Raw genomic sequence first — 11919 nt, 5'->3', positions numbered from 1 at the left:
AACTAAATTATTGATGCATAAATAATTCACTAAAATACGAACTTACCCTATCACTGGAGCCGCCTGCGGTACTGCACCATGGGCGCCATGGCTGACATGCAAACCCTCTGCAATTCCCCCTCCGATACTGGCGGCGGCGTCGCTGGCCGCGAGGCCGGTCTCGCCCATGATGAACACCAGGCCGTGCGCCTGTGGCTGCGGCTGATGACCTGCAGCACCCAGATCGAGCAGGTGATCCGCAGCAAGCTGCGCACCCAGTTCGCCACCACCTTGCCGCGCTTTGACTACCTGGCCCAGCTCAGCCGCTTTCCCAAGGGCCTTCGCATGAAGACCTTGTCCGAGTACCTGATGGTCACCGGCGGCAACATCACGGGCCTGACGGACCAGCTGGTGGCCGAAGGCTGGGTGGAGCGGGTGGCCGATGACGAGGACCGCCGATCGATGACGGTGCGCCTGACGCGCAGCGGAAAAAAGCAGTTCGCTGCCATGGCCAAGGCGCACGAACAGTGGCTGGAGCATTTGCTGGCGCCGCTGGGCGCGGATGCCGCGCGCGAGCTGTATGACCAGCTGGGCGCGCTGCGGCAAATCGTGGGCCAGCGCGCGGAGCAGGTGGCCGGCTGACCCCCCCCAATGACAGAGAGCCTGCGGACCGCCCTGATCCGCAGGCTCTCTTTCCCTCAGCGGGAGTTACATCGCGGTATCGGCCTGGCTGAGGTCGCCATCGGCCTCACCGGTCTCCAGCACCTCGGGCATCTTGACAATCGTGGTCGGCACCCGGCTGTGGCGCGCCACCTCGCGCGAGACCGAACCGATCAGAATGCTGCCCAGCGTGCTCTCGCCAGTGGCGCCGATCACGATGAGGCCACAGCCCTTCTCCTCGGCGATATCCAGCAACGTGGCATGGATGTCGCCCAACCGGATCTCCACCTCATAGGACACACCGGCCAGACGCAACACATCGAGCGCCGGGGCGACCAGGTCCATGCCGGCCTCCAGGCTGGCGTTGGCGATCAGCTCCGAATCCTGCGTGGCCAGCTCCAGAAAGCTGGCTTCCTTTTGCACATGGGCGACCACGACATGGGCGCGCAGGCCCAGCTGCACCAGTTGCACGCCGTGCTGTACCGCTTGCAGCGAGTTGGGCGAACCGTCGACGGCGATCATGATGTTGAGCATGGGCTTCTCCTTGGCAGTGAAAGATCAGCCCAGTGTAGCGACCTGCCTGCGCCCCCTGTGTCAGAGACGGACCTGCGAAACCCGCCGCGCCGTCAACTACCGCACATCTGCGAAAATGACGGGTTATGCTGCAGTTCGACCTCCTCAAAACCGATCCCACCAGCCACGCACGCCGTGGCACGCTCACGCTCAACCATGGCGTGGTGCAGACCCCCATCTTCATGCCGGTAGGCACCTATGGCACCGTCAAGGGCGTGATGCCGCGCAGCCTGGAGGAAATGGGCGCCCAGATCATTCTGGGCAATACCTTCCACCTGTGGATGCGTCCGGGCCTGGATGTGATGAAGAGCTTTGGCGGCCTGCATGGTTTCGAGAAATGGGACAAGCCCATCCTGACCGACTCCGGCGGTTTCCAGGTCTGGTCGCTGGGCGCGATGCGCAAGATCACCGAAGAAGGCGTGCATTTCCAGAGCCCGGTCAATGGCGACAAGCTGTTCATGTCGCCCGAGGTCAGCATGCAGATCCAGACGATTCTGAATTCGGACATCGTCATGCAGCTCGACGAGTGCACGCCGTACGAGACCAACGGCAAGAAGACCACCGAGGCCGAGGCGCGCAAGTCGATGGAGATGAGCCGGCGCTGGGCCAAGCGCTCCAAGGAAGAGTTCGAGCGCCTGGGCAATCCCAACGCGCTGTTCGGCATTGTGCAGGGCGGCATGTTCAAGCACCTGCGCGAGGAGTCCTTGCAAGGCCTGCTGGAGATCGACTTCCCCGGCTACGCGGTGGGCGGTGTCTCGGTGGGTGAGCCCAAGGACGAGATGCTGGACATCATGCAGCACACGCCCCACCTGCTGCCCGCCAACAAGCCGCGCTACCTGATGGGCGTGGGCACGCCCGAGGACCTGGTGCAAGGTGTGGCCGACGGCGTGGACATGTTCGACTGCGTGATGCCGACCCGCAATGCGCGCAACGGCACCATCTTCACCCGCTATGGCGACCTGAAGATCCGCAACGCCCGCCACAAGACCGACCACCAGCCCATCGACACCTCGTGCACCTGCCACGCCTGCGCCGGCAAGAGCGGTGTGAGCTGGGACGATGGCGGCCGCGACGGCTTCAGCCGCGCCTACCTGCACCACCTGGACCGCTGCGGTGAGATGCTGGGCCCGATGCTGACCACCATCCACAACCTGCACTACTACCTGAACCTGATGCAGGAAGTGCGCCAGTCGCTCGATGCCGGCAGCTTTGCCCAGTTCCGTGCGCAGTTCAAATCGGACCGGGCCCGCGGTATCTAGGCAGCAGCTTCACCGCGCGAGGCCAGCAAGGCCGCGCGGCCCAAAGCGTGGGAACCACGAGACAGCGATGCGAAGCGCTTGACAGCCACTGCGTAACCTACAACACCGTACCCTCACCCGCTTCGCGCCTGGCTGCAGGCCGCAGCTGCCTGCAGCCACCGCGCTGCTTGGCAGCTGCGTTTTCTCAAGTGATGCACCTGCTGGCATGGTCTTGTAGCTTCCAATTTGGAAGCAACAGTGATTGACTTAGGTTATTGACTGAGCAAAACGTCGCGAAAGCGTTGCGCCGCAACGGCCCTCGGTCTGCCAGGCAATGCGCGACTCGCCCACAAGGTCGCACCGATATCTGTGTCCATGAGCGGGTATATTTCGCCCATCCCCCTCATTCCCATGCCGACCGCGTCGTCCGTCCACCCCTTGGAGCAACCCTATAGCGGTCGCTTGCTGCTCTGCGCCAGTATGGCCGTGTTTGCGGCAGCGATGGTGGGCATCCTGCTGCGGCCACTGGGCTACCTGTCGGTGTTCTGGCCGGCCAACCAGATCGTGCTGGTGCTGTTGCTGCGCTACCCCCAACTGGTGCGTCCGGTAGCAATAGCGGCGCTTTTCGCCAGCTTCGTGCTGGCCGATCTGATCACCGGCACTGCGCTGTGGCACTCACTGGGCTTTACCACCGCCAACCTCTGCGGCGCCATTTGTGGATGGCTGTTTCTGCGCCGGCAGTCGCAACGCGATCTGCAGATGGAAGGCCAGTATTCCGCGTTGCTGGTGTTCTTCGCCAGCGGCATGGCGTCGCTGGCATCGGCCCTCATTGGTGGGCCGATCAGTGCCTGGGCCTTTGAGCTGTCGGTCACCCAGGCGGTAGTGATGTGGTGGACAGGCGAATGGATGAATGCCATGGTGCTGCTGCCATTTTTGCTGGCGCTGCCATCGGCACGCAGCGCGGCCGCCGCGCAGGAGCGCCGCCTCTGGGCGTTGAAAATGCTGCCCGCGCTGGCCGTCGTGGTGCTGGAGACGAGCAGCTACCTGGTGGGCAACAAGGTCGGCTCTCTGGTGTTCTCGCTGCCTGCGCTGCTGTGGTGCGCGCTGTCCTACCGCATCCTGACCACGGCCATCATCACGATGGTGGTGTTTGTGACCAAGGTCATCGTGATATCGAACATTGTGGGGTTCATCCCGGCCAATGTGCTTGATGTCGCCAGCCTGCGCCTGGGCATCACGATGCTGATCCTGGGGCCCCTGTCGGTGGCCGGCTCCCATGCGGCGCGCGCCGAGTTGCTGCACCGCATGCGCTACCAGGCCCACCACGACAGCCTGACCGATGTGCTCAGCCGCAATGGCTTCGTACAGGCCAGCCACGTCCTGCTCAAGCGCCTGACCCATGAAGGCAGCTCGGCAGCAGTGCTGATGCTGGACCTGGACCACTTCAAGCGCGTCAACGACAACCATGGCCACGCCAGCGGCGACCGCCTGCTGCGCGATGTCAGCCGGGTGCTGACCGACTCCCTGCGTCCGCAGGATGTGCTGGGCCGCGTCGGTGGTGAGGAATTCGCCGTGGTGCTGCCCCATATCAGCTTCGACGATGCCACCGCGATCGCCGATCGCCTGTGCCAGACCGTGCGCAGCGGCCACTTTCAGACGGCCCACCACGAGCCGTTGCAGGCCACCCTCAGCATCGGCCTGGCCTACAGCGCAGCACTGCAGCCTGGCGACAGCCTCGAAGACTTGCTGCGCGAGGCGGACCTGGCGCTCTACCAGGCCAAGGCCCGGGGCCGCGATTGCGCGGTCTGGACGGCGCCACGCTAGGCATCCGTGCGGGCTGGCGGGCTCAGCGCAGCAGCACCGGCGCAGATGCCAGCCCGCTGCGCTGCATGAACTGCAAGGCCGAATCCACGGTGGTGGTTTCGATATGGCCGGCAAAGCGCTTCTCGGGCGGGTGGTCGTCAAAGGCGATATTGGCGCGCGTGATGCGGCCGCCCAGCCGTGTCATTGCACCTATGCGCAAATCACTGGGCTGGTAGCCTTGCAGCTGCAACCAGGCCTGCGCCTGGCCCCGGTCCTGCACGGTCTGGGGGGCCATGGCCTGGGCCAGGGTCTCCAGCGCCCACTGGTTGCTTTGCTGGTAACGCTGGCTCCACGGATAGGCCAGCATGCTGTAGCGCGGCTCATGCAGCTGCAGGGGCTGGGCGTTGGCCGACAGCGCCAGCAGCAGTTTTTGCTGCACCGCCGGCGCGGGTACCACCATCACGGCCTGGTAGCGCCACAGGTCGTCCAGAAAGAACTCGCCCAGGCCCTGGCGGTAGACATGGGAGGCGGCCGTGCCACAGTCATTGAGCTTGTGCACCACACGCCAATCGCCGGTGGCCGATTTGTAGGCCCAGCCCATGTGCGAGAACTGCAGCTGGTATTTGCGCAGGTCCTGGCCCTGGCGGCCCAGCAGCACCACCTGCGCGCCACTGGCATCGAGTGCCTGCGCGACATGCTGGGCCAAAGTCAGGCTTTGGCGCACGCTGTCGAGCGTGGGCTTTTGCGCCTCACAGCTGCGGCCGGCCTGGGCGGCCGTGGCGGCCAGCCATGCAGCGGCGAACAGGCCCAGGCGTAAAGATGTCAACATGCTTGCCTCCCTCGTTGTCACAAACGCTCGTTGTAGAGCAGCGCCTTACCCACCTCATTGGGGATAAAGGCGATCACCTCGCCAGCGGCTGACAGCAACACGCCGGCACCCACCACACTGACGAAGATGGCCGTGCCCACACCGGCGGCGCTGGCGCCCAATGCGCCAGCCGACAGCTCAATGCTGGCCGCTGCGCCATCCGATGCGCTCTCGAGCAGCCAGACCGTCCCCTTGGCCGATGCCTGCACACCTTTGACGATGAGCCGGGCCCCATCGACCGACAGGGCGACCGGAAGGGCGGCCACGCTGGTCGATGCGCCTACCGAGGCTGCCGTGCCCACGACCACCGATGCAATCGGCAGGGCCGAGAGCATCAACGACGCATCGCTTTGTGCCTGGACCGCCGGAGCGGCCGCCAATGCCAGCACCAGGGCGGTGCTGGCCAGCGCATCTGCAGCACGGCGCTGCCATTGGCTGAAAGTAGGACTGAACATGTGCTGCTCCCGAGTTGGCTGCATCAGATGGGCGCTCACACGCGCTCCTGGGGGGTGCCCACGTCCGGGTCGCGGGGCACACTGCGCATGCTGCGAGCACGGTGGATAGCCATGGCCAGATCGGATTCATGCTTGTCGCGCAGCATCTTGGCCAATGTGAAGGCGGTGGTGATCATGTACATCCAGCTGACGCCCAGAAAGGCCTTGTAGGTAGGGTTGATGTCCATGCCCAACAGGCCCCAGCCGGTCAGGCCCATCGCAATCGCAAAACCGCCCCAGACCACGAAGCGCCACATGGGGGTATCGCCGGCCGATTGGCTGCTGTCCGCTTGCTTGTCCCGCACGAACTTGGCCAGCACGAACGCGGCCGAGAGGCAGAACATATAACCCATCACCATGAACGCCTGTTCCAGGTGTTGCCCTGGCAGCCAGGCCAGGCCGATCGCGCACATCGAGATCGCAATACCGAACGAGATCCATACCTGGTATTGCCATGCACGGGTGTCACGTTGAACAGGGTGGGAGGATTGAGACATAGGGGGTCGGAGCAACGGGGCCCCGCTTTGGTTGAACACGGCGCCATCATGCAGGCAGGCGGCGGCGCCAGCATCCGCATTTAATGCCGGTAGCATTTTCAAAAGATACAGGTATCAAAAATCAATACTTCACGACCGCTCCTTGTCGCCGGGGTCATGGGCCTGGCCAAGGCTTCCGTGGCATGATCCCAAGCATTCAAACCAAGACCCAGACAGGAGACCGCCGTGCGCCAGCCGCCCCACCACCAGCCCCCCACCCCGCATGCTGACCCGGCCGAACTGGCCGAGTGGTGCGATGCCTTCGACGGACTGTTGGCCGCTTATGGCTCCGCGCAGGGCAAGGAACAGGCGGCTGCACTGCTCGATGCGCTGCTGGCCCACGCCCGCAAGCGCCATGTGGCCTGGAAGCCTTCGGGCAACACGCCCTACGTCAACACCATCACCGTCGATGAGCAGCCGCCCTACCCCGGCGATGTGGAACTGGAGAAAAAGCTCTCGGCCATCCTGCGCTGGAACGCGCTGGCGATGGTCGTGCGTGCCAATGCCGCCCATGGCGAGCTGGGCGGCCATATTGCCAGCTATGCCTCGGCCGCCGATCTGTTCGAGACCGGCTTCAACCATTTCTTCCGCGCCGATGATGGCCACCAGGCCGCCGACCTGGTGTACTTCCAGCCGCACTCGTCGCCAGGCGTCTATGCGCGCGCTTTTCTGGAAGGCCGCCTGGGCGAAGAGAACCTGGCGCACTACCGGCAGGAGCTGGTGGCCGCCAGCCAGGGCATCCAGGGCCTGTGCTCGTACCCGCATCCCTATCTGATGCCCGAGTTCTGGCAGTTTCCCACCGGCTCGATGGGCATCGGCCCGATCAATGCCATCTACCAGGCGCGCTTTATGCGCTACCTGGCCGACCGGGGCCTGGCAGACACCGCGGGCCGCAAGGTCTGGGGCTTTTTTGGCGATGGCGAAATGGACGAGCCCGAGTCCATTGCGGCACTGACCCTGGCGGCGCGCGAAGGGCTGGACAACTGCATCTTCGTCATCAACTGCAATTTGCAGCGGCTCGACGGCCCGGTGCGCGGCAACGGCCGCATCATCGATGAGCTGGAGGCGCTGTTCAGCGGCGCGGGCTGGAACGTGGTCAAGTGCCTTTGGGGATCGGAGTGGGATGCGCTCTTGGCCCGCGACCACAGCCATGTGCTGGCCCGCACCTTTGCGCGCACCGTCGATGGCGAGTTCCAGACCCTGTCGGCCAACGATGGCGCCTTCAACCGCGAGCATTTCTTCAACCAGAGCCCCGAACTGGCTGCGCTGGTGGCGCACCTGTCCGACAGTGACATCGACCGCCTGCGCCGGGGCGGGCACGACCCGGTCAAGATCCATGCCGCCTTTGCCAGCGCCGCTGCGCACAGCGGCCAGCCCACGGTGGTGCTGGCCAAGACGATGAAGGGCTACGGCATGGGCAGCATGGGCCAGGGCCGCATGACATCGCACCAGCAAAAAAAGCTCGGCGCCGAGGACCTGCTGGCGTTCCGCGACCGCTTCAACCTGCCGCTGAGCGACGACCAAGCCACCTCGGCTGCCTTCCTCAAACCGGCCGATGGCAGCGCCGAAATGCGCTACCTGCACGCACGGCGCCAGGCCCTGGGCGGCTTTTTGCCGGCGCGCAGAGGCCAGGCCTCGCCGGTGGCCGTGCCCGGCCTGGAGGCCACCGCAGGTTTTGCGCTGCAGGCCGATGGCAAGCCGATGAGCACCACGATGGCCTTTGTGCGCCAGCTGGGCAACCTGCTCAAGGACCCGGCCCTGGGGCCGCGCATCGTGCCCATCGTGGCCGATGAGGCGCGCACCTTCGGCATGGCCGGGCTGTTCCGCCAGGTGGGTATCTACGCGCCGTTTGGCCAGCTTTACCAGCCCGAGGACAATGCCTCGATGCTGCTCTACCGCGAAGACAGCAGCGGCCAGATTCTGGAAGAAGGGATCAGCGAAGCGGGCGCGCTGTCATCCTGGACGGCGGCCGCCACCAGCTACAGCACCCATGGCACGGCCATGCTGCCGTTCTTCATTTTCTACAGCATGTTCGGTTTCCAGCGCGTGGGCGATTTGATCTGGGCGGCCGCCGACCAGCGCGCACGCGGCTTCCTGATCGGCGCCACCTCCGGCCGCACCACGTTGGGCGGCGAAGGGCTGCAGCACCAGGACGGCAGCAGCCTGCTGAGCGCCTCCACGGTGCCCAACTGCAAAAGCTACGACCCCGCCTTTGCCGGCGAGCTGGCCGTCATCATCGACCATGGCATGCAGCGCATGCTGCAAGAGCAGCGCGACGAGTTCTTCTACATCACCGTCACCAACGAAAACGTGGCCAATCCCAGCCTGCCGCACGAGGCCCATGAGGGTGTCATCCGGGGCATGTACCAGCTGCAGAGCGGCCCGGCTCAAAGCACGCGCCGCGTACAGCTGCTGGGCAGCGGCGCCATCATGGGCGAGGTGCTCAAGGCCGCCGCCATTCTGGAGCGCGAGCATGGCGTGGCCGCCGATGTCTGGAGTGTCACCAGCTATGCTGAGCTGGCCCGCGATGGCGAGGCCCGGCTGGAGCGCTGGCGCGCCGGTGAGGCCAGCGCACCCAGCTGGTTTGCGCAGCAGCTGGAGGCTTCGCAAGGCCCCATCATTGCCGCCAGCGACTATGTGCGTGCGCTGCCCGAACTGGTGCGCGCCTACCTGCCCACCGATGAGCGTGGCCTGCCGCGCCAGCATTACTACACCTTGGGGACGGACGGCTTTGGCCGCAGCGATTCGCGCGCGGCCCTGCGCCAGCATTTTGCGGTCGATGCCGCCGCCATCGTGCAGACCTACCTGCGCAGCCAGCAGGCCTGAGCCTCATCAAGAACCTGTTCTAAAAAGGGGTGCGCAAAAAAGCCAAGCCAGTGTGCACAAGCGCCCAGACAGGCGTATAGCTCCTGAATTGATAGCTGCCAAGTCTTTCTCACAAGGCTCCGGTAGCTATTTTTATGCCCTCCCTGCCCTCGGGCAGCAGCCGGGCAGCGCGTGGTTGCCCCAATACCGCCCGGCGCTGTGCATGCCAGTATCGGAGCCATGCGGCAGCCGCATGGACACAACACCATAAACATCAGGAGCAACTATGCAACGCACTCGCCTGGCGCAAGCCCTGGCCACCTTCGGACTGCTCGGCCTGACCGCCGCGATGGGTACCGCCCATGCGCAGGACAAGGTCAAGATCGGCTACATCTCCGACATGTCCAGTCTCTATGCCGACGTTGAAGGCAAGGGCGGTGCCACCGCCATCCAGATGGCCATTGACGACTTTGGCGGCATGGTGCTGGGCAAGCCAATCGAAATGCTGGTGGTGGACCACCAGAACAAGGCCGACATCGCTGCCAGCAAGGCCCGCGAATGGATCGACACCCAGAACCTGACGATGATCTTCAGCGGCACCAACTCCGGCACCGCGCTGGCGCTGGCCAAGGTGGCGGACGAGAAAAAGCGCGTGATGATCAACAACGGCGCGGGCTCCTCGGCGCTGACCAACGAGGCCTGCACGCCATACACCATCCATTACGCCTATGACACCGTGGCGCTGTCCAAGGGTGCGGCGGGCGCCATTGTCGAGGGCGGTGGCAAGAACTGGTTCTTTCTGACGGCCGACTATGCCTTCGGCCATGCGATGGAAGCCGATGCCACCAAGGTCATCAAGGCCAAGGGCGGCGCGGTGGCTGCAGCCGTGCGCCACCCGCTCAATGCCTCCGACTTCTCGTCCTTCCTGCTGCAGGCGCAAAGCTCCAAGGCCCAGGTACTGGCACTGGCCAATGCCGGTGGTGACACCATCAACGCCATCAAGGCGGCCAAGGAATTCGGCATCGACAAGACGATGAAGATCGCGCCGCTGCTCGTGTTCTACAGCGACATCCACAGCCTGGGCCTGAAGAACACCGCCGGCATGCAGTTCGTCACCAGCTGGTACTGGGACATGAATGACGCATCGCGCAAATTTGCCGATGCCTACATGAAGAAAACCCAGCGCCGCCCCACCGAAATACAGGCCGCCGACTACTCGGCCACGATGAACTACCTCAAGGCCGTGCAGGCAGCCGGCACCACTGATGCCGACAAGGTGATGGAGACCTGGCGCGGCATGAAGATGGACGACTTCTTTGGCGCGGGCACCCTGCGCGCCGACGGCAGCTACATCCACGACATGTACCTGGTCCAGGTCAAGACACCGCAGGAATCCAAGGGCACCTGGGATTACTACAAGATCGTCAAGAAGCTGCCCGGTGACGAGGTGTTCACGACCAAGGAAGAAACCAAGTGCGCGCTGTGGAAGTGATCTGAGCCCAGTTCCCACCACCACGATGCCTGGCCATGCCAGGCATTTTTCTTGCATGAACACGGCGGCCCCAAGGCACGAGAAGCCTTGTCACAGGCTGTATTTTGTCGTCCCCCATAATGGGCCTGCCATCCGTAGAAAAGGAAATCCTATGTCCCAGACTCCCAATGCCGATTTCGACTCCCTTCTCCCGGGCCGCGCCACCTTGGCGGGCAGCACCCGCCGCAGTGCCCTGCAAATGGCGCTGGGCGTGGGCTACGCAGCGGCAGCCGTGCCGGTGATGGCGCAGACGGCCATCAAGACGCCCGATGCCGGGCTGACGGCTGGCACCATCCAGTACACGGTCGATGGCTTCCAGGTCAGCGCCTACCGCGCAGCACCCGCCGGCAAGACCAACCTGCCGGTGGTGCTGGTGATCCAGGAAATCTTTGGCGTGCACGACTACATCGCCGACACCTGCCGGCGCCTCGCCCAGCTGGGCTACCTGGCGATTGCGCCCGAACTGTTCGCGCGCCAGGGCGATCCGCGCAAGTACACCGAGATCAGCCAGCTGCAAAGCGAGCTGGTCAGCAAGGTGCCCGATGCCCAGGTCATCAAGGACCTGGACGCCGTGCTGGCCTGGGCCAAGGACAACGGTGGCGACACCAGCCGCGCCGGCATCACCGGTTTTTGCTGGGGCGGGCGCATCACCTGGCTGTATGCCGCGACCGGCAAGGTCAAGGCCGGTGTCGCCTGGTATGGCCGCCTGCAAGGCGCTGCCAGCGACCTGCAGCCCAAGCACCCCATCGACCTCAGCAGCGCACTCAAGGCGCCGGTGCTGGGCCTCTATGGCGGCAAGGACCAGGGCATTCCGCTGGAATCAGTCGACGCGATGAAACAAAGCCTGCAGCAGGCTGGCGCTGCCGGCAATGCCGCTGCGGCGGCCTCCAGCTTCCATGTCTATGCTGACGCGGGCCACGCCTTCCATGCCGACTACCGCCCCAGCTACCGCAAGGATGCGGCCGAGGACGGCTGGAAGCGCATGCAGGACTGGTTCAGGACGCATGGCGTGATCTAAAGTCTGGTCAGCAGCTCAGCAAGACAAAACCCCTGCCAGCGCGGCATGTGCTGGCAGGGGTTTTTGCGTTGTACCGCAGCCCGTCGTGGGCTTTAGTTCGAGGGGTTGTCGCGCCAGAACAGGTCCCAGGGGTCCATTTCCTTGCCGTCGGGGAAGCGGCACAAGGTGTTCTTGCCCTTGGGCGTATTGAGGATGGCGCCGCCCATCTGCACACAGTAGGCCGATGCGGGGCTGCGCGGGCCGGCATAGACGGTGGCGCGTGTGAAAGCCTCCTTCTCTTCAGGGTCATGCAGCGGCTTCAGGCCCGAAGTACTGGTGCAAGCGGCCAGGGCGGACATGGCCACCAGGGCTGCCACGCTTTTGTACAGAATCGTTAGAGAGGTCATCACAAAGCCATTCGTTGTCCAGCCTGCA

General features: G+C 64.5%; 11 protein-coding genes. 6 read left to right on the top strand and 5 right to left on the bottom strand.

Annotation, left to right across the window (positions count from 1 at the left end; genetic code table 11):
- The first annotated feature begins 87 nt into the window (after positions 1-87).
- Positions 88-621 (top strand): MarR family winged helix-turn-helix transcriptional regulator, encoded by a 534-nt coding sequence (locus MJ205_RS23100; protein WP_239810534.1) that lies wholly within the window; start codon positions 88-90, stop codon positions 619-621.
- 66 nt (positions 622-687) lie between these two features.
- On the opposite strand, the gene MJ205_RS23095 is transcribed toward MJ205_RS23100, so the two are convergent.
- Positions 688-1173 carry a universal stress protein gene (locus MJ205_RS23095; protein ID WP_239810533.1) on the bottom strand — a complete coding sequence of 162 codons (486 nt, stop codon included), beginning with the start codon at positions 1171-1173 and terminating at the stop codon, positions 688-690.
- Positions 1174-1298: 125 nt separating this feature from the next.
- Here MJ205_RS23095 and tgt point away from each other — a divergent pair, with 125 nt between their 5' ends.
- Positions 1299-2471, top strand: coding sequence for a tRNA guanosine(34) transglycosylase Tgt (gene tgt, locus MJ205_RS23090; protein ID WP_239810532.1), 1173 nt, complete (start codon positions 1299-1301; stop codon positions 2469-2471).
- Positions 2472-2825: 354 nt separating this feature from the next.
- The gene (locus tag MJ205_RS23085; protein ID WP_239810531.1) at positions 2826-4274 is read left to right on the top strand and encodes a GGDEF domain-containing protein; all 1449 of its coding nucleotides are present in this window, start codon (positions 2826-2828) and stop codon (positions 4272-4274) included.
- Positions 4275-4296: 22 nt separating this feature from the next.
- On the opposite strand, the gene MJ205_RS23080 is transcribed toward MJ205_RS23085, so the two are convergent.
- Genes MJ205_RS23080 through MJ205_RS23070 form a run of 3 tightly spaced genes read right to left on the bottom strand, consistent with a single transcriptional unit; the run spans position 4297 to position 6112 of the window.
- Positions 4297-5082 (bottom strand): DUF2145 domain-containing protein, encoded by a 786-nt coding sequence (locus MJ205_RS23080; RefSeq protein WP_239810530.1) that lies wholly within the window; start codon positions 5080-5082, stop codon positions 4297-4299.
- Between the two features lie 17 nt (positions 5083-5099).
- Positions 5100-5576, bottom strand: a complete 477-nt coding sequence (locus MJ205_RS23075) for a hypothetical protein (protein WP_239810529.1) — start codon at positions 5574-5576, stop codon at positions 5100-5102.
- Positions 5577-5611: 35 nt separating this feature from the next.
- The gene (locus MJ205_RS23070) at positions 5612-6112 is read right to left on the bottom strand and encodes a YiaA/YiaB family inner membrane protein (protein WP_239810528.1); all 501 of its coding nucleotides are present in this window, start codon (positions 6110-6112) and stop codon (positions 5612-5614) included.
- 225 nt (positions 6113-6337) lie between these two features.
- Between MJ205_RS23070 and mdeB the strand changes: the two genes are divergently transcribed.
- The 3 genes from mdeB to MJ205_RS23055 all read left to right on the top strand — a co-directional run bounded on the left by mdeB (position 6338) and on the right by MJ205_RS23055 (position 11505).
- Positions 6338-8977, top strand: a complete 2640-nt coding sequence (gene mdeB, locus MJ205_RS23065; RefSeq protein WP_239810527.1) for an alpha-ketoglutarate dehydrogenase — start codon at positions 6338-6340, stop codon at positions 8975-8977.
- 265 nt (positions 8978-9242) lie between these two features.
- Positions 9243-10448: an ABC transporter substrate-binding protein gene (locus MJ205_RS23060; RefSeq protein WP_446715041.1), complete on the top strand. Its 1206-nt coding sequence runs from the start codon at positions 9243-9245 to the stop codon at positions 10446-10448.
- Positions 10449-10599: 151 nt separating this feature from the next.
- Positions 10600-11505 carry a dienelactone hydrolase family protein gene (locus tag MJ205_RS23055; protein ID WP_239810526.1) on the top strand — a complete coding sequence of 302 codons (906 nt, stop codon included), beginning with the start codon at positions 10600-10602 and terminating at the stop codon, positions 11503-11505.
- 92 nt (positions 11506-11597) lie between these two features.
- Here MJ205_RS23055 and MJ205_RS23050 read toward each other — a convergent pair whose 3' ends face one another.
- Positions 11598-11891 carry a putative hemolysin gene (locus MJ205_RS23050; protein WP_230778588.1) on the bottom strand — a complete coding sequence of 98 codons (294 nt, stop codon included), beginning with the start codon at positions 11889-11891 and terminating at the stop codon, positions 11598-11600.
- Positions 11892-11919 lie beyond the last annotated feature (28 nt).

The sequence above is a fragment of the Comamonas sp. B21-038 genome (assembly GCF_022387135.1).
In the GTDB taxonomy this organism is placed as follows: Bacteria; Pseudomonadota; Gammaproteobacteria; order Burkholderiales; family Burkholderiaceae_C; genus Comamonas; species Comamonas sediminis.
This window is presented reverse-complemented; position numbering and strand designations above follow the sequence as displayed.

What these genes read in the sequence shown, in the direction of transcription:
- MJ205_RS23085 (WP_239810531.1), top strand. Translation starts at nt 2,826, where the DNA reads ATGAGCGGGTATATTTCGCCCATCCCCCTCATTCCCATGCCGACCGCG.
- MJ205_RS23100 (WP_239810534.1), top strand. Translation starts at nt 88, where the DNA reads ATGGCTGACATGCAAACCCTCTGCAATTCCCCCTCCGATACTGGCGGC.
- MJ205_RS23070 (WP_239810528.1), bottom strand. Translation starts at nt 6,112, where the DNA reads ATGTCTCAATCCTCCCACCCTGTTCAACGTGACACCCGTGCATGGCAA.
- MJ205_RS23050 (WP_230778588.1), bottom strand. Translation starts at nt 11,891, where the DNA reads ATGACCTCTCTAACGATTCTGTACAAAAGCGTGGCAGCCCTGGTGGCC.
- MJ205_RS23080 (WP_239810530.1), bottom strand. Translation starts at nt 5,082, where the DNA reads ATGTTGACATCTTTACGCCTGGGCCTGTTCGCCGCTGCATGGCTGGCC.
- MJ205_RS23075 (WP_239810529.1), bottom strand. Translation starts at nt 5,576, where the DNA reads ATGTTCAGTCCTACTTTCAGCCAATGGCAGCGCCGTGCTGCAGATGCG.
- MJ205_RS23060 (WP_446715041.1), top strand. Translation starts at nt 9,243, where the DNA reads ATGCAACGCACTCGCCTGGCGCAAGCCCTGGCCACCTTCGGACTGCTC.
- MJ205_RS23055 (WP_239810526.1), top strand. Translation starts at nt 10,600, where the DNA reads ATGTCCCAGACTCCCAATGCCGATTTCGACTCCCTTCTCCCGGGCCGC.
- tgt (WP_239810532.1), top strand. Translation starts at nt 1,299, where the DNA reads ATGCTGCAGTTCGACCTCCTCAAAACCGATCCCACCAGCCACGCACGC.
- MJ205_RS23095 (WP_239810533.1), bottom strand. Translation starts at nt 1,173, where the DNA reads ATGCTCAACATCATGATCGCCGTCGACGGTTCGCCCAACTCGCTGCAA.